Origin of the sequence: Comamonas koreensis, from assembly GCF_021026195.1 — a bacterium.
Lineage (GTDB): Bacteria > Pseudomonadota > Gammaproteobacteria > Burkholderiales > Burkholderiaceae_C > Comamonas > Comamonas koreensis.
Genome location: NZ_JAJNCT010000030.1, coordinates 175,526 through 198,903, shown reverse-complemented (window position 1 = coordinate 198,903; position 23,378 = coordinate 175,526). Strand labels below are relative to the sequence as shown.

The following is a 23,378-nucleotide window of genomic DNA, read 5'->3' as shown; positions in this document are numbered from 1 at the left end:
CCATTCTTAGTGAAAAATTCTGCCCATGACCGCCATCATCGACCCGCCGGACGACCTCGACCGCATCGATCTGCGCATTCTGGCCGTGCTGCAGCGGGACGGCCGCATCTCCAACCTGAAGCTGGCCGAGGCGGTGTCGCTGTCGGCCACGGCCGTGCTGGCCCGCGTGCAGCGCCTCACCAAGGAGGGCTACATCACCGGTTACGAGGCGCGGCTGAACCCGCAGAAGCTGGGCGCGGCGATGCTGGTCTTCATCGAGGTGCTGCTGGACCGCACCACGCCCAATGTGTTTGACGAGTTCAAGGCCGCGGTGCAGGTGCGGCCCGAGATCATGGAGTGCCATATGGTGGCCGGTGGCTTTGACTACCTGGTCAAGATCCGCGTGGCCGACATGAACCACTACCGCCACTTTGCCGGTGAGGTCTTGTGGCAGCTGCCCGGCGTGCGCGAGACCCGCACCTACGCGGTGATGGAAGAGGTCAAAAGCTCCAACCGGCTCTACCTGGGCGGCAGCTGATGCAGCACATCTGCGGCCGATTTGCAGTACACTCAAATCTCACGGCGCCGATTTGCTTCAGCTTGCGGGCGCTTTATAAATCCAGCTAAAGACTCGGTAGGCGACTGCATTCCATCGACCCGGCCTCGTTTTTAGCGTTGCCGGGTTTTTTATGTCATTCGTTGCGACACCCCAATCAATGCATTTCCCGGAGGCGCTCCCTCTCCAAAGTGGCGCTTCCATCCGCGACTACCATCTGGCCTACGAGACCTACGGCCAGCTCAATGCCGACCGCTCCAACGCCATCCTGGTCTGCCATGCGCTCAATGCCTCGCACCATGTAGCCGGCCACTACGAGGGCCAGGCCAAGAGCGAGGGCTGGTGGGACAACATGATCGGCCCGGGCAAGCCAGTCGATACCAACCATTTCTTTGTCATCGGGGTCAACAACCTGGGCTCCTGCTTTGGCTCGACCGGGCCCATGCACCTGAATCCGGATACGGGCGCGGTCTACGGCGCCGATTTCCCGGTCGTGACGGTGGAAGACTGGGTCAACGCCCAGGCGCTGCTGCTGGACCGGCTGGGCATCACGCAACTGGCGGCCGTGCTGGGCGGCAGCCTGGGTGGCATGCAGGCGCTATCTTGGACCTTGCAGTACCCCGACCGCATGCGCCATGCGGTGGTGGTGGCCAGCGCGCCCTGTCTGTCGGCTGAGAACATTGCGTTCAACGAGGTGGCGCGCCGCGCCATCGTGACCGACCCGGACTTCCATGGCGGCCACTTCTACAGAGAAGGCGTGGTTCCCAAGCGCGGCCTGCGCATTGCGCGCATGATCGGCCACATCACCTACCTGAGCGATGACGTGATGAACCAGAAGTTCGGCCGCCAGCTGCGCGAAGGCCTGGACCTGAAATACAGCACCCAGGATGTGGAGTTCCAGATCGAGAGCTATCTGCGCTACCAGGGCGACAAGTTCAGCGACTACTTCGATGCCAATACCTATTTGCTGATCACCCGCGCGCTCGATTACTTCGACCCGGCCAAGCCGTTTGGCGGCGACCTGACCCAGGCGCTGGCCGGCGCCAAGGCGCGCTTCATGCTGGTGAGCTTCAGCACCGACTGGCGCTTTTCGCCAGCGCGCAGCCGCGAGATCGTCAAGGCCTTGCTCGACAACCGCCGCACCGTCAGCTACGCCGAGATCGATGCGCCCCATGGTCACGATGCCTTCTTGCTCGACGATGCCCGCTACATGGGCGTGATGCGCTCCTATTTTGAAAACATGGCCCGCGAACTGAGCGCCGGCCAGCCCCGCACCCAGGAGGCAGCATGACCGAGTCTTCTTCCACCTTCCAGGCCATTGCCAACCTGGTACCCAGGGGCGCCCGCGTGCTGGACCTGGGCTGCGGCGACGGCAGCCTGCTGGCCTACCTGCAGCGCGAGCGCGAATGCAGCGGCTATGGCATCGAGTTTGACGACGCCAATGTGCTGGCCTGCGTGCGCCGGGGCGTGAACGTGCTGCAGCTGAACCTGGAAGACGGCCTGGCCATCTTCGAGGACAACAGCTTTGATGTAGTGCTGCAGATCGACACCTTGCAGCATTTGCGCAATGCCGAGGTGATGCTGCGCGAGACCGCGCGCATCGGCAAACAGGGCGTGGTGGCCTTCCCCAACTTTGCCCACTGGCCCAACCGCCTGTCGATCCTGCAAGGCCGCATGCCGGTGACCAAGCGCCTGCCCTACCAGTGGTACGACACGCCCAACATCCGCGTCGGCACCTTCAAGGATTTCGAGGTGCTGGCGCTCAAGAACAAGCTGCACATTCTGGACAGCTTTGGCCTGCAGAACGGCGAGGTGCGGCGCTGGCTGCCCAATGCCCGCGCCGGTACGGCGGTGTTCCACTTCGAGCACCTCTGATCCCCGCAGCCGCCTTGCCCGGCGGCCCCTGCGCTGTACAACGGCAGCAGGGCTTTGCCGCAGGCGATAGCCGAGGGGCGCCTGCGCTGGTACGCTTATGCCTGCGGCTGCCCCTTTTGTGGCAGCACCACCAGGAGATTCGCCCATGAACGCCCGCCTCGACGCCGCCCAGCTGCAAGCCGATGCTGCCCTCAGCCATATCAGCCAGCAGTGGGACCGCGATATTCTTCGCCAGCTGACCGACTACATCGCCATCCCCGCCAAGTCGCCGGGCTTTGACGGCAACTGGGAGCAGCATGGTTTCATCGACACGGTGGTGCGCAATGCCGCTAGCTGGATCGAGGCGCAGAAGGTCGAAGGGCTGACCCTGGAAGTGGTGCGTGTGCCGGGCCGCACGCCGGTGCTGGTCTTTGAAGTGCCTGCCACCCAGGCGCAGAGCACGCAGACCGTGCTGATGTACGGCCACCTGGACAAGCAACCCGAGTTCTCCGGCTGGCGCAATGACCTGGGCCCCTGGACCCCCAAATACGAAGACGGCAAGCTCTATGGCCGGGGCGGCGCCGATGACGGCTATGCCACCTACGCCAGCGTGGCCGCCATCCAGGAACTCAAGCGCCAGAATGTGCCGCACCCGCGCATCGTCGGCCTGATCGAGACCTGCGAAGAAAGCGGCTCGGGCGATTTGCCGGTCTATATCGACATGCTCAAGCCCCGCCTGGGCGATGTGGGCCTGGTCATCTGCCTGGACAGCGGTGCCGGCAACTACGACCAGCTGTGGCTGACCACCAGCCTGCGCGGCATGGTCGCAGGGACCTTGAAGGTCGAGATCCTCACCGAGGGCGTGCACTCGGGCGATGCCTCGGGCGTCGTGCCTTCGTCCTTCCGCATCATGCGCCAGGTGCTGGACCGCCTGGAAGACAGCAAGACCGGCCGCCTGTTGCCCGAGAGCTTTCACTGCGCGGTGCCGGCGGAGCGCCTGGCCCAGGCGCAGGCCACGGCCGGCATTCTGGGCGACGAGCTGTACAAGCGCTTCCCCTGGGCGCATTTTGATTGCAATGGCTCCAGCCTTTTTGCGCTGCCCACCACCACCGATCCCACGCAGGCGCTGCTCAAGCGCACCTGGGAGCCGACCCTGTCCGTCACCGGTGCCGAAGGCCTGCCCGCGCTGCAGGATGCCGGCAATGTGCTGCGCCCCTACACCGCCTTCAAGCTGAGCCTGCGCCTGCCCCCGCTGGTCGATGCCACGCAGTGCATGCAAGAGCTCAAGACCTTGCTGGAAGACAACGCGCCCTACCAGGCCAAGGTCACCTGGGAAGGCGCCAGCGGCGCCAACGGCTGGAATGCCCCCAACACCAGCGACTGGTTCCTGAACGCGCTCAACCAATCGAGCCGCGCGCACTTTGGTGCGGACTGCGGCTTTATCGGCCAGGGTGGCTCGATCCCGCTGATGGGCATGCTCAGCGCCGGTTTCCCCAAGGCGCAGATGATGGTCTGCGGCGTGCTGGGCCCCAAGAGCAATGCGCACGGACCCAATGAGTTCCTGCATGTGCCTTATGCCAAGAAGCTGACCGCCGCTGTGGCGCAGGTGATTGCCAGCATGCCGACCACGGCAGCCAGCGTATAAGTACAGCCAGCCCACCGGGCAGCCGCCGCGTGCAATGCGCATGAGGCGGCTGCCTTTTCTTTTTGACGACAACCACAACGACAGCGCGCGCCCCCATGACCGAGCCCAGCACCCCCACGATCTTGTTTGACGGCACCGAACCCCTGGGTGCCAGCGCCGACCTGCAGGACAACGGCAAGCCCTTTTTCTTTCAACTGCCCAATGGCCAGAAGGCCTTTGTGATCCGCTGGCAGGGCCAGCTGCACGGCTGGATCAACGAATGCCAGCACGCCAGCGTGCCCATGGATTTTGATGGCGACATTCTGGAAGGTGGCCGGCAGTTCATCCTCTGCCCCTACCACGGTGCCATCTACCAGCCCGATACCGGCAAATGCGTGGGCGGCCCCTGCCGGGGCTCCAGCCTGGATGCGGTGGCAGTCGAAGAGCGCGATGGCGCGGTGTGGCTGAAGCAGGGCTGAGCGCCTGCCGGTTCAGCATGCCCAAGCGCCGGCCCAAGAATTCGCTTTGGCGCGATACTGGCGGGCTTGAAAAATAAGCGGCCACTTCTGCCAGGCCGCTTGCGCAGTGCCCCGCCATGAAATCCCCGATCCGAATTGTTGATGTTGACCGCCTGGAGACCTGGACCAAGTACAAGGCCGGGCTCTGCGACAGCTGCGCGGCCAATTGCTGCACGATGCCGCTGGAGGTGCAACTGCCTGACCTGGTGCGGCTGGGCCTGGTCGATGCCTTCGAGGTCGACAATATTGCGCACAAGCTGATCGCCAAGCGCCTGCTCAAGGCCCGGCTGATCGACCATTACAACCCCAAGCACAATATCTTCACGATGGCGCGCCGCGCCAGCGGTGATTGCCAGTTTCTCGATCCGGTCGCGCGGCGCTGCACCGTGTATGACAAACGGCCCGAAACCTGCCGTCTGCATCCCAAAAAAGGGCCCAAACCGGGGTTTTGTGCCTATGGGCACAAAGATTTGCAATAAATCCCGCTTCCTAGATTATCTAGCGGTGTTCTCAACGAACTGTTGGCTCAGCGCTCAGCCAGGCTTATACGGGGTGTAAATACTCCTCTAGAATGGCTCGCGCACCTGCCGCAGGTGTTGCCCGGGCCCTGCAAACGCATGGCAAAGGCATTTCTCAGCCAACTAGCCGATGCAAAAATCAAAAATTTACTGGTCTTTGGGCGTGCTGGCGCTCCTGGCCGCCGTCCTCACGATTTATGGCTTGGGCCTGCACAACGGCCTGGTATTCGACGATGGCCGCCTGTCGGACGGCACCATCTTTGGCCACTATGGCAGCCTGATCGAGCCCAAGGTGCGCATGCTGTCCTATGGCAGCTTTGTCTGGATTCAGTCGCTGTTCGGTGAAAGTACCGCCGTGCAGCGGGGCTTCAATATCGCGCTGCACCTGGCCACCTGCTATGCCATTTGGCTCCTGGTGACGGCGCTGTTCAAGCACACCGAGTTTTCTGACGAAGCGCGGGCAGAGCCGGGTTTTGATACCCATATCCGCATGGCCATTTTTGCAGCCGTCGCGCTGTTTGCGGTGCATCCGGTCGGGGTGTACGCGGTGGGTTATCTGATCCAGCGCAGCATGGTGATGATGACCTTGTTTTCCGCGCTGGCCTGCTGGGCATATATCCGCGCTTTGTCGGGTGCGGGGCTGCAGTGGGCGGCGCTGTCCGTGGTCTTCCTGCTGTGCGCATTGATGAGCAAAGAGCATGCAGTGGTACTGCCGGCGCTGGCCTTGCCTCTGTATGTGTTTGTCAAACGGCCTTCCTGGAAAAAACTGCTGGCAATTGCTGCAGCGATTGTGCTGCTCATCGGCGTGTTCACCGCGCTGCTGTGGACGCAGCTGGGCGCCTTTGTCGGCGCTGTTGCCACTGATGACACCTCCTGGGCCTATGTGCGCCAGCTCGAGCAGCTCTACCCTGGCATCACTGCTTCGATCTATCCGCTGAGCCTGCTCAACCAGGGCAAGCTGTTCTTCGAATACGGCCTGCTGTGGTTCCTGCCCAATGTGCAATGGATGGCGCTGGATCTGCGCCCGGTCTTCCCGCTGGGCTTTGGCAGCCTGCCCCATCTGCTGGGTGGCTTGGGCTACGTGGCGCTGGTGATTGGCAGCGCGGTGCTGCTGCTGCGCAAGCGCGATGGCTGGGGCCTGGTCGGCCTGGTGCTGCTGTGCACGGCGCTGCTGTTCAGCACCGAGTTTGTCACCAGCTGGCTGCAAGACCCCTTTGTGCTCTACCGCAGCTATATCTGGGCCATGCTGCTGCCCGCCTTGCTGGCGCTGGTGCTGCTGCTCTTCCCCCGCAAGCTGATGGTGGCCATCGCCTGCGCGGCCGGCCTGGTGCTGACGGCGCTGGCGGCTGAGCGCAGCCTGAGCCTCAAGACCGAATACAGTGCCTGGAGCGATGCCGCCCAGAAGGTGGACGAGCAAGCTCCGTTCAATGCCTTTGGCCGCTGGCGCCCGTTCATCAACCGTGGTGCATCGCTGCTGGAAAACCTGAGCTACGAACAAGCACTGCAAGACTTCGAAAAAGCCGTTGCGCTGCAGGAGCCGCTGGGCTCGGCCCAGTTCAACCGGGGCATGGCGCTGGAGCTGCTCAAGCGCTACCCAGAGGCCATCACTGCATTCGACAGCGCCCAGAAGCAGGGCTTTGACAATGCAGCGCTGGCCTACCACCAAGCGACAGCCTACAAGATGACGCAGCAGATGGAGCCCGCGTTCCAGGCTTACGCCAAGGCGCTGAGCATGCAGCCCGAAGCGGTGTTGCTGCCCAAGATCCTGCTGGAGCAGGCCGAGGTGGCCATCCCCTCGGGCCACTACGACGTGGCCATTGCCAACTACCAGCGCCTGCTGCAGATGTCGCCGGGCAACACCCGCCTGGAAGTGGGTCTGGGCATTGCACTCATCGGCAAGCGCGACTTTGCGCAGGCCTTGCAGATCTTTGATGCATCGCTGGCACGCCAGCCCAACCCACCGGCTTACTACGGCAAGGCCCTGGTCTACCGCGAGCAGGGCGACCGGGCGCAGGCCATTGCCAATCTGCAGCGCGCCAGCGCCATGGACCCGGCCAACCCGGTCTACCAGCGTCTGCTGCAGCAATTGCAGCGCGGCCAATAACATGTTGCGCAATTGGTGGGGCCAGCCCAGCGCCGAGCCCTTGGATGGACCGTCCAGCCAGAGACCGCAGCGGGTGCTGCACGTGGGCAAGTTCTACCCGCCTTACCGGGGCGGCATGGAATCGTTTCTGGCCGATCTGATCGAGCAGCAGCGCGCCAACGGCATCGATGCCCGCGCGGTGGTGCATGGCGATCCACTGCCCGATGACCCGCCCTGGCTCATCCGCGTGCCGGTGCAGATCACCTTGGTGTTCGCGCCGATTGCGCTGGGTTTTCCGCTGGCGCTGCACCGGGCCATACGCGCCTTCAAGCCCGATGTTCTGCATCTGCACATGCCCAACAATGCGGCATTCTGGGCGCTCATCATGCCCGCCGCCCGCCGCATTGCCTGGGTCACGCACTGGCACTCGGATGTGCTGATCTCCCAATGGGACCGCGTGCTGCAGCTGTGCTACCAGATCTACCGGCCGTTCGAGACCAAGCTGCTGCGGCAAAGTGCGGCCATCCTGGCCACCTCTCCCCCCTACATGGCGGCCAGCGTGCCGCTGCAGCGCTGGTTGTTCAAGACCTTGGCGATCCCGCTGGGTTTGAAGCCTTTGGACCAAGAGGTGCTGGAGCAGGCCCAGGCCGAGTCGCCGCAACTGCAGCTCTGGGGCAATGCCCGGCTGCGCGTGTTATCGGTGGGCCGTTTGACCTACTACAAGGGCTTTGACACCTTGATCTCGGCGGTGGCCGGCTTTGCCGATGTGCAGCTGATCATTGCCGGTGAAGGCGAGCAGCGCAAGGAGCTCGAAGCGCTGATTGCGCGCGAGCGCGACCAGCAGGGCTGCGCCAACGTCCTGCTGCTCGGCCAGGTGAGCGAGGCGCAAAAGCATGCGCTGTTCAACAGCTGCGATATCTTCGCGCTCGCGTCGCGCGAGCGCACCGAGGCCTTTGGCCTGGTGCTGATCGAAGCCATGCAGCATGGCAAGCCCTGCATTGCCTCTGATCTGGATGGCTCGGGCATGTCCTGGGTGGTGGGGCAGTCGGGCAGCGGGCAGTGCTATGCCCCCGACCAGGTGCAGGCCTGGAAGGAGGCGATACGCCAGGCGCTCGCCGCCAAGGCACAGCTGGCCGAGCGGGGCATCGCTGCCCAGCAGGCGGCCGATGCCTATTTCACCATCGGCCAGTGCGAGCGTCGCATTGCCGAGGTCTATGACAGCATCCTGCCCGCCCCCGAGCGGCTACCTGCCCAGCCACAGGCTGCCGCACAGGGCAGGCCCCTGCAGATCGCCGTAGTGCAGCAGGCAGCGCAATGGCCGTTGCTGCGGCAGTGGCAGGCCAGCCACCCCGAGAGCCTGCTGCTCTGCGTTGATGCCAGCGGCCCACGCAGCCCTGATCCGCAGGTGCTGGCGGGTCTGGCACATGTATCGCTGGCGGAGCTGGGCTGGTCCGATGTGGTCGCACTGGTCCAGCGGCTGGCCGGCGAGCAGGCGCTCAGTGCGCTGTCCATCCGGGCGGCTGCCGATCTGCTGGGCGAGACGGGCAGTGAGCCGCCCCAGGCAGCACCAGCGGGCATCTGGCAGCGCTGGCTGGCGCGGCGCGGTATCCGCCACCTGCAGTTGGGGCGCACGGCCTTGCAGTTGCGCGGTGAGGAAGTGGCTGCCTGGGCCAGCGCACGCCATGCCTTGGTAGGCCGGCATTTGTTTGTGCGATAGCTTGGCGCTGTGGCTGCTGGCTCAGCAGCCCAGCAGCATCGGAGGGCGCACTACGGCCAGCACGCTGGCGGCCATGCCCGCACCCAGCAGCAGGCCCCGCCGCCAGCGCGGCCAGTGGCGGGTGAATTCCTCCATGCCCAGCGCCGCCGGCACAGCGGCAAAGAAGATGCCGTAGTTCAGCACGCGCAGCATCCAGTTGGTATCGAGCAGCCACCACGAGGCGGCAACGGCCAGCAGGCCCAGCAGCGCAATGCCGACCAGCACACAGACCAGAAAGCGGGCCATGCCTGGATCGATGCGGTGGTGGTGAAAGCCGCCCAGCCAGCGTCCTGCGCCAACCACCAGAAAGCCGGCGAACAGCAGATTGCCGGCCTGGAACAGAACAAAGCGTAGCCAGGAGCCTTCATAAGGGGCCCAGGCCGCTGGCGGCAGCAGATAGGCCTGCATGCTTACCATCACAAGGGCTGCCAGGCACAAGGCCCACCCGGCCGCGCGCTGGTGGCGCAGCAGCCGGGCTGCAGCTGCAGCGGGCCACTGGGGGCGCCACTGCCAACAGTGGTGAATAGCCCACAACAGCAAGGCCGCCAGAGACAGTATTCCCACAGAGGTGGGCAGGCCAAAAGGCCAATGGCGAAAGTGCGCCTGGCGCAAATCGCGCAGCATGTCTGTATAGGGCCCGCCGGGCCAGGCATAGACAACAAAACTGGCAACGCCCAGCAAGGCCACCATGAGATGCCGGCGGCTCCACTGGCGATGCACCGTGCCGTGTGCTACCACCAGCACCAGACAGAGAAACACCAGCACTGCATGGCTCAGGATATGGGTGAAGGCGACGCCCGGCAGTGCCAGGAAGAAGGCCAGGCCACCCCGGTGCTGCAGCCAGCGCCAGGCCGAGATGGTGCCCAGAAACACCGCCAGCTGCCCCCATTGCTGCGGGCGTGCCTCCATCAGGGGCGCCCAGAAATAGCTCGACAGCGCCAACGTGGCAAACACCGGCACCAGGCTCTTGAGTCCCAGGCGGTAGTAGCCCCAGCTCAGGCCGCCGACAACGATAAATACGCCGCAGACCCCCATCCAGGGCATCACTTGCGCATGGCTGGAGTTGGTTACCCAAGCCGCTTGGCGCAGCGTATTCACAAACGCGGGCCCGGAGACCGGCCAGGCAACGCCCTGGTCGAGCTGCTGGGCGATGCCAATCCAGTTGCGCTCGTCGTTGACGCACATGGGATAGTTCAGCAGCATGCGCATGGCGCAGGCGAGCAGCGCAAACAGCGCCGCCCAGGCCAGCAGCGACCAGACCCGGGTGCGCAGCGCCAGATAGGGCAGTGGGGGGGCGCCGGCAGGCGGTGTGAGGGGCGGGCTGATCCAGGGCATCAGCGCTGCAGTGTAGAGCGCGTCAGGCAATATGGGAGAAATCTGGGCGTTTTTGTTGCATTAATTGGTACAGCGCGTGGGCCACCAGCGACAGGCTGGGCTCGCGCCTGCGCACCATGTAGATCTGGCGCTCCATGCCGGGCAGATCCAACGGGCGGGTGACCAGGCCGGGCTGCGCAAAATGAAACAAGCTCAGGGCCGGTACCACACTGATGCCCAGCCCGGCCTTGACCAGGCCCATCACGGTGGCCAGCTGCTCCACCTCCACCAGGGTCTGCATGGTCTGGGGAAAGAAGGCGGCATCGAGGTACTGGCGCACGCTGCTGTGCCGGGCCAGGTGCACAAAGGGCCAGGCGGCCAGGTCGGCCAGCTGCACCTCGTCCAGCGCAGCCAACGGGTGGTCCACCGGGCAGACCAGGTGAAAGCGGTCGCTGCAAAACGGCTCGGCGCGCAGATCGGGCGTGTCGGCACGGATGGCGGCCAGCGCAAAGTCGGCATCGCCATTGGCCACCGCCGCAATGCAGGGCTCGGACAGCACATCAAAGACCTGCAGCTGCACTCCTGGGTGCTGGCCGGCAAAGCTGCGCAGCACCCCGGGCAGCCAGCCGGCCGCCAGCGACGGCAGCAAGGCCACGGCGACCTTGCCCTGGCTGAGCTGGGCCGTATCGCGCATGGCTTTTTCGCAGGCGGCAAATTCCGCCGCAATGCGCTGGGCCGACAGCAGAAACTGCTCGCCTTCGGGCGTCAGCAGCACATGCCGGGTGCTGCGCTCGAACAGGCGCAGGCCCACCGTGGCCTCCAGCGTGCGGATCAGCGCGCTGAAAGCCGGTTGGGACAGATGGCACAGGCTGGCCGCCCGGGTGAAGTTTTTCTGGCTGGCCAGCGCCAGAAAGGCCTGGATGTCGCGGTGGGAGAGATTCATTTGCATTGCAGATTAATCAATCTCAATTATCGATTTCACAACATAGAGCCTATTTTCTATAGTGGCCTGCAGGAGATGCTATGCAGACAGACAAGACAGCGCCCGCCCCCATGCTGATAGGCTGCGCGGCTGGTTTTTCAGGCGATCGGGTGGATGCGGCAGCGCCGGTGGTGCAGGCGCTGATCGCGCTGCAGCAGCCCGCGTTTCTGATTTTTGAAACCCTGGCCGAGCGCACCTTGGCGCTGGCCCAGCTCGCCCGGCGCGACGACCCCGATGCCGGCTACGAGCCCCTGCTGCTGGAGCTGCTGCGCCCGGTGCTGGCCGACTGTCTGGCGCACCGTATCCGCATCGTCAGCAATTTTGGCGCTGCCAACCCGCAAGGCGCCGCCCGCGCCATTGCCGCCCTGGCCCGCAGCCTGGGCCTGCGCGCCCCCCGTATTGCCGTGGTGCAGGGCGATGACCTGAGCGGCCCGGCTCAGCGGCCCATGCTGGCCCAGGCCCTGGGTGCGCAGATGCCCGAGCAGCCACTGGTCAGCGCCAATGCCTATATTGGTGCGCGGCCGATTGCCGAGGCCTTGCAGGCAGGCGCCGATATCGTGGTCTGCGGCCGCGTCGCTGATCCTTCGCTGGTGCTGGGCCCGGCGATGGCGCATTTTGGCTGGGCCTGGGACGACTGGGACCGCCTGGCCCGCGCGACGATGGCCGGCCACCTGCTGGAATGCGGCACCCAGGTCAGCGGCGGCTATTTTGCCGACCCCGGCTACAAGGACGTCCCCGGCATGGACCAGCTGGGCTACCCGATCGCCGAAATCGACGACAGCGGCCACTGCAGCATCTTCAAGCCCGAGGGCACCGGCGGCTGCATCACCACCGCCACCGTCAAGGAGCAGCTGCTCTACGAGATCCACGACCCCCGTTGCTACCTGACCCCCGATGTGGTGGCCGACATCAGCCAGGCCCAGGTGCGGGCCGAGGGTGAGAACCGCGTGCGGCTGGAGGGCGTCGTCGGCCATCCGCGCCCGGAGGCGCTCAAGGTCAACGCCTGCTATGCCTCGGGCTGGTTTGCCGAGGCCGAGATTTCCTACGCCGGGCCGCGTGCGGCCGAGCGTGCGCGGCTGGCGGCGCAGACTGTCGCCCAGCGCCTGCGGGGCATTGCGCCGCTGCGCAGCGACCTGATCGGTGTCACCAGCGTCTGGGGCAATGATGCCAGCGACTGGCTGGCCGGCGCTGATCTGTCGGCCGCATCGCCCGATGTGCGCCTGCGCATGGCCTGGCAGCATGCCGACAAGGCCACCGCTGCCCGCCTGCCGCGCGAGATCAATGCGCTGTACTGCTGCGGGCCCGCCGGTGGCGGCGGCGTGCGCAGCCATATGCGCCAGCGCCTGGGCATGGTCTCCTGCTTGGTGCCCCAGGCACTGATTGCCACGGGCTTTGTCTGGGCTGCGCAAGAGGAGGCCGCCCCATGAACGACCACATCACCGTCCCGCTCTACCGCCTGGCCCATGGGCGCACCGGCGACAAGGGCAACCGCTCCAACATCAGCGTGATCGCCTGGCATCCCGCGCTCTGGGATGCCATCTGCGCACAAGTCACCGAAGCGGCGGTTGCCGCGCTGTTTGCCGACCGGCAGCCCCGCCAGGTGCAGCGCTATCTGCTGCCCCAGCTGCAGGCGATGAACCTGGTGCTCGACGAGGTGCTGGACGGCGGCGTCAACGACGCGCTGAACCTCGACAGCCATGGCAAGGCTCTGTGCTTTCGCGTGCTGCAAATGCCCATCGTGCTGCCGCTGCATTTGCAGGCCCATCTGGTAGGGCCCGCCGATGCGGCCCTGCCAGCCACCACGGGATAAGAAACCAACCGGAGACAAAAGATGAAATTTTCCACCCGCCGCCACCTGCTGGCCTGTGCCACGGCCCTGGCCCTCAGCCCGCTGGCCTTTGCGCAAGCGAGCTTCCCGTCCAAACCCATCACCTTTGTCGTGCCCTTTGCGGCCGGCAGCGCCACCGACCAACTGGCGCGGGCGCTGGGCCAGGCGGTGACCGAGCAGACCCACCAGCCGGTGATCGTCGAGAACAAGGCCGGTGCCAGCGGCATGATTGCCGCGCAGGCGGTGGCCAAGGCCCCGGCCGATGGCTACACGGTGCTGATCACCACCAACACCACGCATGCGGCCAATATCCATCTCTACCGCAAGCTGTCCTATGACCCGGTCAAGGACTTCACGCCGATCACCGGCCTGGGCAAGGGCGGCCAGGTGCTCGTGGTGCCGGCCAATGCGCCTTACCAGTCGGTGGGCGAGCTGCTGGCCTATGCCAAGGCCAACCCGGGCAAGCTCAGCTTTGGCAGCGGCAGCTCGTCCAGCCGGGTCGCTGGCGAGATGCTCAAGCAGCTGGCCGATGTGGACATCCTGCATGTGCCCTACAAGAGCAACCCGCTGGCCATCACCGACCTGCTGGGCGGCCAGATCAACCTGATGATCACCGACGTATCCACCGGCGTGCCGCAGATCAAGGCCGGCAAGCTGCGCGCGCTGGGCTACTCGACGCAAAAGCGCAGCGCCCAGCTGCCCGATGTGCCGACGATTGCCGAGGCCGGTGTGAAGGGCTATGACATGGGCTACTGGTTTGCCGCCTATGCGCCTGCCAACGTGCCCGCTGCCGTCAGCGCCAGGCTCAACCAGCTGCTGGGCCAAGCGGTTGGCAGTGCCGCTGCCAAGTCCTTCTTCGAGATGTCGGGCTCCGACCCCTGGACCACCAGCCAGACCGAGCTGGCGCAGTTCCAGGCCACCGAGACCACCAAATGGGGGCAGGTGATCAAGGCGGCGGGTATCACGCCGGAATAAACCGCGCTTCTCAAAGAATCCAGCGTTTGGGCAGCATGCGCTTGATCTCCGCCTTGGCCAGGTCGATAAAGGGCTTGAGCACCAGGGTGGAGGCATGGCGGTTGGAGACCACCATTGAGTACTCGCAGGGGACGGCGGGCTCGAACAGCACAAACTTCACATCGGGCCCGTGGTAGCTGCAGGCGGTCAGCGGGTCGATGATGGCCAGGCCGGCGCCGGCCTCGACCAGCTTGATGGCGGCATACGAGATCTGGGTCTCGATGTTCACACGGCGCTGCACGCGGTTGACCAGGAACAGGCTGTCGAGCTTGGTGCGCGTCTCCATCATCGTCGGCAGCGACACCAGGGGCTCGTCGACAAAGTCGACCGGTGACAGGCTGTTTCTGCGCGCCAGCTTGTGGCCGGCGGGCACGGCCACCACCAGCTTGCCGATCACCAGGGTCTCCAGTCCCTTGAAGCGGGTGTGGTCGGGCGAGAGCATCACAAAGCCGATGTCGCAGCGCTCGGCCTGCACCATGTCCAGCGCGGCCGGCGAGGCCTGCATGTGCAAGGTGACCAGGGTCTCGGGGAACTGGGCGCTGAACTTGGCAATGGCGCTGGGCAGGAACGAGGTCGCCATGGCGGGGGCGGCCGTCACCTCCAACCGCTGCAGACGCCGAAAGCGCACGTTCTCGGAGATGTTGCGGATGCGCTCGATGCCCATCAAGGCCTGGTGCACGTCTTCCAGCAATAAGGTCGCGGCCGAGGTCGGCTGCAGCCGGCTCTTGACCCGCTCGAACAGCGGCATGCCGATGCGCGCCTCGAATTCGGCAATCAGCCGTGTCACCACCGGCTGGGTCACCTCCAGCGACTGCGCTGCTGCCGTGACCGAGCGGCGCAGCATCAGCGCGCGAAACGCCTCCAGATGGCGCAGTGTGATCTTCTTATCCATGTTGTAAAGACATGAGTTAATGGCCTAATGCAATCGAATAGTCTACAAAATTACTAATTTTGTCGTTATTTCAATGGCTTATCGATTGAGAAATTTCCATCCCATTAAGGCATTGAAGCAGGAATCCACCGATTCAATTTTGCCTGCAGATGCCTATCATTGGCTACCAGACAGATTGAATTCCACTTGGTTCCTATCCACTTTCCGGAGGTAATTTCGATGACCGCATCCCGTCTGGCTCTCTCCCTGGCCGCAGCCTTTGCTGCCACCGCTGGCATTGCCCATGCTGAAGACATTTATGTCGGTGGCTATGGCGGCTCGACCGAGACCGCCTTCAAGCAAAAGATCATTCCGGCCTATGAGAAGCTGACCGGCAACAAGGTCATCTATGTGCCCGGCAACTCCACCGACACCTTGGCCAAGCTCCAGGCCGAAAAGAACAACCCCCAGTACGACGTGGCGCTGATGGACGACGGCCCAATGGAGCAGGCGGTGCAGTTCGGCTTCTGCGGCGACATCGAGGCTGCACCGGTCTACAACGACCTCTACCCGATGGCCAAGACGGCGGGCAACAAGTCGCTGAACCTGGGCGTCATCGCCACCGGCCTGTTCTACAACGAAGAAGCCTTCAAGAAGGCCGGCTGGGCCGCTCCCAGCTCGTGGAACGACCTCAAGGACAAGAAGTTCAAGAGCAAGACGGTGATCCCGCCGATCAACAACGGCTACGGTTTGCAGACCCTGCTGATGTTTGCCGAAATGAACGGTGGCGGCGCCAACAACATCGACCCCGGCTTCCAGGCGCTGATCAAGGAGGTGGGCCCGAATGTGCTGGCCTGGGAACCGTCGCCGGGCAAGATGACCGAGCTGTTCCAGAACGGCGATGCCGTCATCGGCGTCTGGGGCAGCGGCCGTGTCAAGGCGCTGGCCGATACCGGCTTTCCGGTGAAGTTCGTCTACCCCAAGGAAGGCGCATTTGCGCTGTTCACCTCCGTCTGCCCTGTGGCCAAGAAGCAGCCCAAGGCGGGCGCGCAGAAGTTCGTGCAGTTCCTCTACACCCCGGAGGCGCAAACCGCGCTGGCCGAGACCCAGGCCTGGGGCCCCATGAACAGCAAGGTCAAGCTCGACGAGAAGGTCGCCAAGCAAGTGCCTTATGGCCCGGAACAGATCGCCCAGTTGAAGACCGTGGACTACAAGATCGTCAACGTCAAGCGCTCCGAGTGGACTAACCGCTGGAACCGCACGGTAGAACGTTAACCCGCCAGCAGCCCTACACAGGCCTGCCGCGCCGCCCCACGCGGGCCGCAGGCCCCGGAGTTTCACATGAGTTTTCTACGTATCGAGGGCCTCGCCAAGAGGTTCGGGGATTTTGTTGCCGTCAAGGACTTCCACCTGGACGTCCATCGTGGTGAGTTCGTATCGCTGCTCGGCCCTTCGGGCTGCGGCAAGACAACCACCTTGCAGATGATTGCCGGCTTTCTGGATCCCAGCCAGGGCCGCATCGTGCTCGACTGCAAGGACATCACCCAGCTGCGTCCCGAGCAGCGCGGTATGGGCGTGGTGTTCCAGAGCTATGCGCTCTTCCCCCACATGACGGTGGAGCAGAACATCTCCTTCGGTCTGGAGATGCGCAAGCTCAGCCGCGACGTGATGCAAAAGCGCATCCAGGACGCGCTGGCGCTGGTGCGCCTGTATGGCCTCGGTGCCCGGTACCCGCGTGAACTCTCCGGCGGCCAGCGCCAGCGTGTGGCCATTGCCCGCGCCCTGGCGATCCAGCCCGAAGTGCTGCTGCTGGACGAACCCATGTCCAACCTGGACGCCAAGCTGCGCCAGGAAATGCACGTCGAGATGCGCGCCATTCAGCGCCAGCTGGGCATCACCACCATCCTGGTGACGCACGACCAGGTCGAGGCGATGACCATGAGCGACCGCATTGCGGTGATGCACAACGGCCAGATCGCCCAGGTCGATTCGCCCCAGCAGATCTACGACAAGCCGACCTGCGACTTTGCCTCGGTGTTCCTGGGCAAGACCAACCGCTTCGAAGGCCAGGCCCAAAGCCGCGAGACCGTGAAGATCGGCGACATGGTGCTGGGCGCGCCCAGCCCGGTGGACAGCGGCCCGGTCGTGGTCTACCTGCGGCCCGAGCGCATCGAGGTGGCCCCGGCCGGCCAGGGCGGCCTGCCCGGCACGATCAAGACCTTGCTGTTCCTGGGCAGCCAGTGGGTGGTCAATGTCAGCACCGGCTTGGGCGACATCCACATCAGCCTGCCCAATGCACGCCGCGCCGCGCTGCATGAGGGCGATGAGGTGAGCCTGAACTGGTCGCTCGAGGATGTGCGCGTGCTGACCCAGCAGGAGGCCAGCCGTGGATAGCAAGAACCGCTGGAAACCCTGGGCCATGTCCGGGCCCGGCCTGCTGGTCTTTGTGACCATGCTGCTGGCGCCGCTGGCATTGACGGCCATTCTGTCGCTGAATGTCTTCAATGGCATGGAAGGCATCCAGAACGTCTATTCGCTGAAGAACTACCTGGAGATCTTCAGCGACAGCTACTACCTGGAGATCTTTGGCCGCACGGCGCTGATGTCGGCCATCGTCACCGTGCTCTGCGTGGTGCTGGGCGTGCCCGAGACCATCATCATCTCCCGCATGCGCGGCCGCTGGCGCGGTGTGTTTCTGCTGATCATCCTGGCGCCGCTGCTGATCTCGGTGGTGGTGCGTACCCTGGGCTGGTCCATCCTGATGGGCAACAACGGCCTCATCAACAAGGGGCTGATGCTGTTCCACATCATCGATGAGCCGCTGCGCCTGGCCTTTACGATGACTGGCGTGACCATCGCCATGGTGCATGTGATGGTGCCCTTCATGGTGATCTCCGTCTGGGCCTCGCTGCAAAAGCTCGACCCCCAGGTCGAGAACGCCGGCCTGTCGCTGGGTGCCAGCCAGCGCACCGTGTTCCGCCGTGTGGTGCTGCCCCAGCTGCTGCCGGGCATCCTCTCGGGCAGCATCATCGTCTTCGCGCTGTCGGCATCGGCCTTTGCCACGCCGGCACTGCTGGGCGGGCGCCGCCTGAAGGTGGTGGCCACGGCCGCCTACGACGAGTTCCTCAACACCTTGAACTGGCCGCTGGGCGCTGCCATTGCCGTGGTGCTGCTGGTCGCCAATATCGTCATCATCGTGGGCTGCAATCGCTGGATCGAGCGCCGCTTCAAAGCTGTTTTCGAGGGTTGAGCCATGCAAAAAAACAGTCCTCTGGCGCTGGTCTACCACGCGCTGTTCATCACCTTCATTCTGGCGCCGCTGGCTGTCGTGGTGGCGGTGGCCTTTACCGACAAGGGCTTCATCTCTTTCCCCACCGATGGCCTGTCCTTGCGCTGGTTCCGCGCCATCCTCGACGCGACCGAGATCAAGTCGGCCTTCTGGTTCTCGGCCAAGCTGGGCCTGGCATCGGCATCGATCGCCATCGCGCTGGCGGTGCCCGCTGCGCTGGCCATCACCCGCTACCGCTTTGCCGGCCGCGAGGTGCTGATGGCCTTCTTCATGTCGCCGCTGATGATCCCCCACGTCGTGCTGGGCGCGGCCTTTCTGCGCTTTTTCAACATCGCCGGGCTGTCGGGTTCGTTCTTCTGGCTCATGTTCACCCATGTGATCTGCATCATGCCCTATGCCTTGCGCATGGTGCTGGCTGCGGCCACGGGCATGAACCGCGAGATCGAGCATGCCGGCCTGTCGCTGGGTGCATCGCGCAGCACCGTCTTCATGCGCATCACCGTGCCCATGCTGATGGCCGGTATCGCCGGCGGCTGGATGCTCTCCTTCATCCAGAGCTTTGACGAGCTGACGATGACGGTGTTTGTGGCCACCCCCGGCACGATGACCTTGCCGGTCGCCATGTACAACCACATCGCCCAGACCATCGACCCGCTGGTGACTTCGGTCTCCACCGTGCTGATCGTCGGCACCCTGGTGCTGATGGTCATCCTGGACAAGCTGGTCGGCCTGGAGAAGGTCCTGATTGGCAAAGGTTGAGAGACAACAATGAACAACAACACACATAGCAGCGATGTCATTGTGATCGGCGGTGGCCTGGTGGGCAGTTCCGTGGCTTACGGGCTGCTGCGCCAGGGTCTGTCGGTCACGATCATCGACGGCGCGGACGACACGATTCGCCCTTCACGAGGAAACTTTGGCCTGGTCTGGGTGCAGGGCAAGGGCCACGGCATGGCGGACTACGCCCGCTGGAGCTTTGGCTCGGCCCGCCAGTGGCCGGCGCTGCGCGATGAGCTGCAGGCACAGACCGGCATCGACGTCGAGCTGATGCAGCCCGGCGGCCTGCACATTTGCCTGAGCGAGGAAGAAATGGCCCAGCGCGTGGCCAAGCTCCAGTGGCTGGAGTCCGAGGTGGGCGACCCCGCCTACCGCACCACGGTGCTGAGCCGTGACGAAGCCGCCCAGCAGCTGCCGGGCCTGGGTCCCGAGGTCGCGGGCGCCACCTACTCGGCGATGGACGGCCACTGCAATCCCTTGAAGCTGCTGCGGGCGCTCTACAGCGCCAACATCGCCAAGGGCGCGCGCATCCACAACCGCATGCAGGTCGATGCGATCCGCAAGGAAGGCGGCATCTTCCACGTCAGCGCAGGCGCGCATGCCTGGCAGGCGCCGCGCATCGTGATTGCCGCCGGCCATGCGACGCAACAGCTGTCGGCGATGGTGGGCATGTTTGTGCCGGTGCGGCCCAACAAGGGCCAGGTCTTCATCACCGAGCGGGTGCAGCCCTTTTTGCCACACCCCACCAACTATGTGCGCCAGACCGATGAGGGCACGGTGCAGATCGGTGACTCGATGGAGGAGCTGGGCTTTGACGACATGGTGCGCGTGCCGGTGAACGCCAGGATTGCGGCGCGCGCGGTCAAGTGCTTCCCGGCGCTGGCCAACGCCCGCGTGGTGCGTACCTGGGCCGCGCTGCGGGTGATGTCGCCCGATGGCTTCCCCATGTACCAGGAGTCCGAGAGCCACCCGGGCGCGTTTGCCGTGACCTGCCACAGCGGCGTCACCCTGGCGGCCCAACACGTCTTTTGCATCGCCCCCTGGGTGGCCACGGGCCTGCGGCCGGCCGCCATCGAGGCATTCTCGGCAACCCGATTTACGCCGGAAACGGAAGTGAAACCCTATGGCATCTAAAGCCCTTTTCAAATACCTCCCTGGCCACCAGGCCGGGGCCGCTGGCACGGTGTCGGTGCTGGTCAACGGCACCGTGGTGCGCATGTCGCCGGCCGCCAGCCTGGCCGCTGGCCTGTTGGCGGCTGGCGTTACCGCGGTGCGCGTCTCGCCGGTGGGCCAGGGCGCCCGCGCACCCTACTGCATGATGGGTGTGTGCTTTGAGTGCATGGTCGACGTCAATGGCCGGCCCAACCAGCAGGCCTGCCTGATCACCCCGGCAGACGGCATGGAAGTGACCACCATGCAAGCAGCGCCCAGCCTGCTGGACGCGCAGGAGGCCAAGCATGTCTAACCCCGTTATCCCTTTGAACAACGCGCCCAGCCAGGTGCGCGACCTGGTCGTGATCGGCGCCGGCCCGGCCGGCATGGCAGCGGCCCTGGCGGCCAAGCGGCGCGGCCTGGATGTGCTGCTGCTGGACGAGCAACCCCAGGTGGGCGGCCAGATCTACCGCAGCATCACCGAGACCGATGCCCAGCGCGAGCGCATCCTCGGCTCCGACTATGTCTACGGCAAATCGCTGGCCGAGCAGATCCGAGCCAGCGGCCTGACCCACTGGGCGGGCGCCTCGGTCTGGCAGATCGACCCCGACAAGACCGTGCATGTGCTGCGCAATGACCGCACCACCCGCATCGAGACCAAGTCGCTGGTGATTGCTACCGGCGCGATGGAGCGGCCTTTCCCCGTGCCGGGCTGGACCCTGCCCGGTGTGATGACCGCCGGCGCCGGCCAGATCCTGCTGAAGAACGCCGCCGTGGTGCCCCAGGTGCCGGTGGTGCTGGCGGGCTGCGGCCCCTTGCTCTATTTGTTGGCAGCGCAGTACCTGCGCGCCGGTGTGGAAATCCGCGCGGTGCTCGACACCTCGGCGGGCACCGACTGGCGCTTGGCGATCAGCCATGCCTCGTCGCTGCTGGCCGGCTGGGGCTATGTGCGCAAGGGCCTGGGCCTGCTGCGCGAGATCAAGTCGGCCGGCATCCCCTTCTTCAAGGATGTGGGCGGCCTGCGCATCGAGGGGGATGACGCGGTGCGGCAGGTGAGCTTCAGCAGCGCGGGCCGTGCCCAGCAGATCGATTGCGAGCTGGTGCTGCTGCACCAGGGCGTCGTGCCCAACACCCAGGTGTCCTGGTCCTTGCGGGCCGAGCACCATTGGGACGATGAACAGCTGTGCTGGGTGCCCGTGCTCGATAGCTGGGGCCAGACCAGCCTGCCCGGCATCTATATCGCCGGTGACGGCGCCGGCATTGGCGGCGCGCTGGTGGCCGAGATGCAGGGTGCCTTGGCCGGCATCGCCGTGGCCAACAGCCTGGGCTTTGGCACGAGCGAGGACGGTGCGCAGCAGCGCGCCCAGATCGCGCAGCATCTGCGCATCCGCCCCTTCCTGAACCAGCAGTACCGGCCCAAGGACGAGTTCCGCATTCCGGCCGACGAGGTCGTGGTCTGCCGCTGCGAAGAGGTGACTGCCGGCTCGATCCGCGAGCAGGTGCAGCTGGGCTGTGTGGGCCCGAACCAGACCAAGTCCTTCAGCCGCTGCGGCATGGGCCCCTGCCAGGGCCGCCAATGCGGTTTGACGGTGACCGAGATCATCGCCAAGGAGGCCAAGCTGTCGCCGCAGGACGTGGGCTACTACCGCATCCGTCCGCCGCTCAAGTCGCTGTCGCTGGCCCAGCTGGCCGCAGGCCTGTGACATGGCCGGCATAGCCAGCCCGGCATCGGGCAGCAGCGATGTGCTGGTGATCGGGGGCGGCCTGCAAGGCCTCTCCAGCGCCTTCCAGCTGGCCAAGGCAGGCCTCCGCGTGCGCCTGCTGGAGGCCGAGTACTGCGGTCGCCATGCCTCCGGCGTCAATGCCGGTGGCGTGCGCACCCTGGGCCGCCATGTGGCCGAGATTCCGCTGGCCTTGGCCGCGCGTGAGCAGCTCTGGCATGGCCTGGCCGACATCATCGGCAGCGATGGTGGCTTTGTGCCCTCGGGCCAGCTGCAGGTGGCCGAGAACGAGGCCGATGCTATCAAGGCCAAGGCACGCGTGGCCATGCTCAACGGCCTGGGCTTTTTCCACGAGCAATGGGTGGACCAGCAGCAGGTGCGCGAGCTGGTGCCCACCATCTCGCCCCATGTGGTGGGCGGCATCTGGGCCGACCGCGATGGCTATGCGCTGCCTTACAAGGTGGCCACGGCCTACCGCCTGGCGGCAGAAAAGCTGGGCGTGCAGATCGTCGAGCAGGCGCCTGTGCTGCGCGTGGACCAGCAAAGCGGCATGTGGCAGGCCAGCACCGCGCAGGGCGCGTTCCATGCGCCCTGGCTGGTCAACACGGCAGGCGCCTGGGCGGCCGATTTTGCCGCGCAGGTGGGCGACCCGGTGCCGATGGTGGCCGGCGGCCTGATGCTGATGGTGACCCAGCGCGTGGCGCCGTTTGTCAAACCCGTGCTGGGCGCGATGGGCCGGCCGCTGTCGTTCAAGCAGTTCGACAATGGCACGGTGGTGATTGGGGGCGGCCTGCGCTGCGAGGCCGATGCCAGCCAGCGCCATGCGATGGTCGACCTCAACCGCATGCCCAAGAGCGCGCAGACCGTCATCGACCTGTTCCCGCATCTGCGCGATGTGAGCATTGCACGGGCCTGGACCGGTATCGAGGGCTTCATGCCCGATGAGATTCCTGTCATCGGCCCGAGTGCCGGGGCTGATAACCTCGTGCATGCCTTTGGCTTCTCTGCCCATGGCTTTGAGCTCAGTCCGATTACCGGCTGCATTGTGGCCGAGCTGGTGACCCAGGGCACCAGTACCTTGCCGATTTCGGCGTTTCGTGTAGACCGCTTTGCTAGTGCCTAGCTGCAGCGGTCGTATTTTTATCTCAGGGAGTAAATGATGAGCAACGACATCCAACGTATCGACAGCAATGAACGCCTTAGCCGCATCGTTGTGCACGGCGGCGTGGTCTATGTGGCGGGCGTAACCGCTGGCGATATCTCGGGCGACATTGGCGCCCAGACCCGCGACGTGCTGGCCAAGATCGACGGCTACCTGCAGCAAGCCGGCACCAGCAAGTCGCGCCTGCTGACCGTGCAGATCTGGCTCAAGGACATCGACAAGGACTTCGCCGGCATGAACCAGGTCTGGGGCGAATGGGCCGACAAGGCCAATATGCCGACCCGCGCGACCTGCGAAGCCAAGCTGGCCCGCCCAGAGTTGCTGGTCGAAATTATCGTGAGCGCAGCCGTCTAAGCAACTGCCTGCAAAGCAAAATGCCA

The 23,378-nt window shown here is 64.9% G+C and carries 23 protein-coding genes; 20 read left to right on the top strand and 3 right to left on the bottom strand.

Annotation, left to right across the window (positions count from 1 at the left end; genetic code table 11):
* Window positions 1–25 precede the first annotated feature (25 nt).
* From LPW39_RS21565 to LPW39_RS21530, 8 genes are all read left to right on the top strand, one after another.
* A complete protein-coding gene (locus LPW39_RS21565; RefSeq protein WP_230780145.1) occupies window positions 26–517 on the top strand; it encodes an Lrp/AsnC ligand binding domain-containing protein in 492 nt (163 codons plus the stop codon).
* 151 nt (window positions 518–668) lie between these two features.
* Window positions 669–1,826, top strand: coding sequence for a homoserine O-succinyltransferase MetX (metX, locus tag LPW39_RS21560; RefSeq protein WP_230780142.1), 1,158 nt, complete (start codon window positions 669–671; stop codon window positions 1,824–1,826).
* The gene (gene metW, locus LPW39_RS21555) at window positions 1,823–2,410 is read left to right on the top strand and encodes a methionine biosynthesis protein MetW (protein ID WP_230780126.1); all 588 of its coding nucleotides are present in this window, start codon (window positions 1,823–1,825) and stop codon (window positions 2,408–2,410) included. The genes metX and metW overlap by 4 nt, the downstream gene beginning before the upstream one ends.
* 145 nt (window positions 2,411–2,555) lie before the next feature.
* On the top strand, window positions 2,556–4,034 hold the full coding sequence (locus LPW39_RS21550) for a M20 family metallopeptidase (RefSeq protein WP_230780123.1): 1,479 nt from the start codon (window positions 2,556–2,558) through the stop codon (window positions 4,032–4,034).
* Window positions 4,035–4,129: 95 nt separating this feature from the next.
* Window positions 4,130–4,492 (top strand): Rieske (2Fe-2S) protein, encoded by a 363-nt coding sequence (locus tag LPW39_RS21545; protein ID WP_230780120.1) that lies wholly within the window; start codon window positions 4,130–4,132, stop codon window positions 4,490–4,492.
* A gap of 116 nt (window positions 4,493–4,608) precedes the next feature.
* Entirely contained in the window at window positions 4,609–5,010 is a 402-nt protein-coding gene (locus LPW39_RS21540) for a YkgJ family cysteine cluster protein (RefSeq protein ID WP_116925485.1), read from the top strand.
* A gap of 169 nt (window positions 5,011–5,179) precedes the next feature.
* Window positions 5,180–7,153, top strand: coding sequence for a tetratricopeptide repeat protein (locus tag LPW39_RS21535; protein WP_230780103.1), 1,974 nt, complete (start codon window positions 5,180–5,182; stop codon window positions 7,151–7,153).
* 1 nt (window position 7,154) lies between these two features.
* Window positions 7,155–8,849: a glycosyltransferase gene (locus LPW39_RS21530; RefSeq protein WP_230780099.1), complete on the top strand. Its 1,695-nt coding sequence runs from the start codon at window positions 7,155–7,157 to the stop codon at window positions 8,847–8,849.
* Between the two features lie 21 nt (window positions 8,850–8,870).
* Here the strand turns inward: LPW39_RS21530 and LPW39_RS21525 are convergent, their stop codons facing one another.
* Together LPW39_RS21525 and LPW39_RS21520 are read right to left on the bottom strand one after the other, a co-directional pair.
* Window positions 8,871–10,223 (bottom strand): hypothetical protein, encoded by a 1,353-nt coding sequence (locus LPW39_RS21525; protein ID WP_230780097.1) that lies wholly within the window; start codon window positions 10,221–10,223, stop codon window positions 8,871–8,873.
* Between the two features lie 22 nt (window positions 10,224–10,245).
* The gene (locus LPW39_RS21520; protein WP_230780096.1) at window positions 10,246–11,145 is read right to left on the bottom strand and encodes a LysR family transcriptional regulator; all 900 of its coding nucleotides are present in this window, start codon (window positions 11,143–11,145) and stop codon (window positions 10,246–10,248) included.
* 80 nt (window positions 11,146–11,225) lie between these two features.
* Here LPW39_RS21520 and LPW39_RS21515 point away from each other — a divergent pair, with 80 nt between their 5' ends.
* The 3 genes from LPW39_RS21515 to LPW39_RS21505 are packed head-to-tail and all read left to right on the top strand — an operon-like array spanning window position 11,226 to window position 13,987.
* Window positions 11,226–12,611: an acyclic terpene utilization AtuA family protein gene (locus tag LPW39_RS21515; protein ID WP_230780095.1), complete on the top strand. Its 1,386-nt coding sequence runs from the start codon at window positions 11,226–11,228 to the stop codon at window positions 12,609–12,611.
* A complete protein-coding gene (locus LPW39_RS21510) occupies window positions 12,608–12,994 on the top strand; it encodes an AtuA-related protein (RefSeq protein WP_230780093.1) in 387 nt (128 codons plus the stop codon). The genes LPW39_RS21515 and LPW39_RS21510 overlap by 4 nt, the downstream gene beginning before the upstream one ends.
* Before the next feature lie 21 nt (window positions 12,995–13,015).
* Window positions 13,016–13,987, top strand: coding sequence for a Bug family tripartite tricarboxylate transporter substrate binding protein (locus LPW39_RS21505; protein WP_230780091.1), 972 nt, complete (start codon window positions 13,016–13,018; stop codon window positions 13,985–13,987).
* Window positions 13,988–13,997: 10 nt separating this feature from the next.
* On the opposite strand, the gene LPW39_RS21500 is transcribed toward LPW39_RS21505, so the two are convergent.
* A complete protein-coding gene (locus LPW39_RS21500) occupies window positions 13,998–14,918 on the bottom strand; it encodes a LysR substrate-binding domain-containing protein (RefSeq protein ID WP_230780089.1) in 921 nt (306 codons plus the stop codon).
* 219 nt (window positions 14,919–15,137) lie between these two features.
* On the opposite strand from LPW39_RS21500, the gene LPW39_RS21495 reads away from it, so the two are divergent.
* From LPW39_RS21495 to LPW39_RS21455, 9 genes are all read left to right on the top strand, one after another.
* Window positions 15,138–16,172: an ABC transporter substrate-binding protein gene (locus tag LPW39_RS21495; RefSeq protein ID WP_230780087.1), complete on the top strand. Its 1,035-nt coding sequence runs from the start codon at window positions 15,138–15,140 to the stop codon at window positions 16,170–16,172.
* Between the two features lie 66 nt (window positions 16,173–16,238).
* Window positions 16,239–17,291 (top strand): ABC transporter ATP-binding protein, encoded by a 1,053-nt coding sequence (locus tag LPW39_RS21490; protein WP_230780085.1) that lies wholly within the window; start codon window positions 16,239–16,241, stop codon window positions 17,289–17,291.
* Between the two features lie 25 nt (window positions 17,292–17,316).
* Window positions 17,317–18,147, top strand: coding sequence for an ABC transporter permease (locus LPW39_RS21485; RefSeq protein WP_230780316.1), 831 nt, complete (start codon window positions 17,317–17,319; stop codon window positions 18,145–18,147).
* Between the two features lie 3 nt (window positions 18,148–18,150).
* A complete protein-coding gene (locus LPW39_RS21480) occupies window positions 18,151–18,945 on the top strand; it encodes an ABC transporter permease (RefSeq protein WP_230780082.1) in 795 nt (264 codons plus the stop codon).
* A gap of 9 nt (window positions 18,946–18,954) precedes the next feature.
* The gene (locus LPW39_RS21475) at window positions 18,955–20,097 is read left to right on the top strand and encodes an NAD(P)/FAD-dependent oxidoreductase (protein WP_230780079.1); all 1,143 of its coding nucleotides are present in this window, start codon (window positions 18,955–18,957) and stop codon (window positions 20,095–20,097) included.
* Window positions 20,087–20,428, top strand: a complete 342-nt coding sequence (locus LPW39_RS21470; RefSeq protein WP_230780076.1) for a (2Fe-2S)-binding protein — start codon at window positions 20,087–20,089, stop codon at window positions 20,426–20,428. The genes LPW39_RS21475 and LPW39_RS21470 overlap by 11 nt, the downstream gene beginning before the upstream one ends.
* Entirely contained in the window at window positions 20,421–21,818 is a 1,398-nt protein-coding gene (locus tag LPW39_RS21465; RefSeq protein ID WP_230780074.1) for an FAD/NAD(P)-dependent oxidoreductase, read from the top strand. Before LPW39_RS21470 ends, LPW39_RS21465 begins: the two co-directional genes overlap by 8 nt.
* Before the next feature lies 1 nt (window position 21,819).
* Complete coding sequence (locus tag LPW39_RS21460; protein WP_230780071.1) at window positions 21,820–22,959, top strand: NAD(P)/FAD-dependent oxidoreductase; 1,140 nt, start codon at window positions 21,820–21,822, stop codon at window positions 22,957–22,959.
* A 36-nt stretch (window positions 22,960–22,995) separates the two neighbouring features.
* A complete protein-coding gene (locus tag LPW39_RS21455; RefSeq protein WP_230780068.1) occupies window positions 22,996–23,352 on the top strand; it encodes a RidA family protein in 357 nt (118 codons plus the stop codon).
* Window positions 23,353–23,378 lie beyond the last annotated feature (26 nt).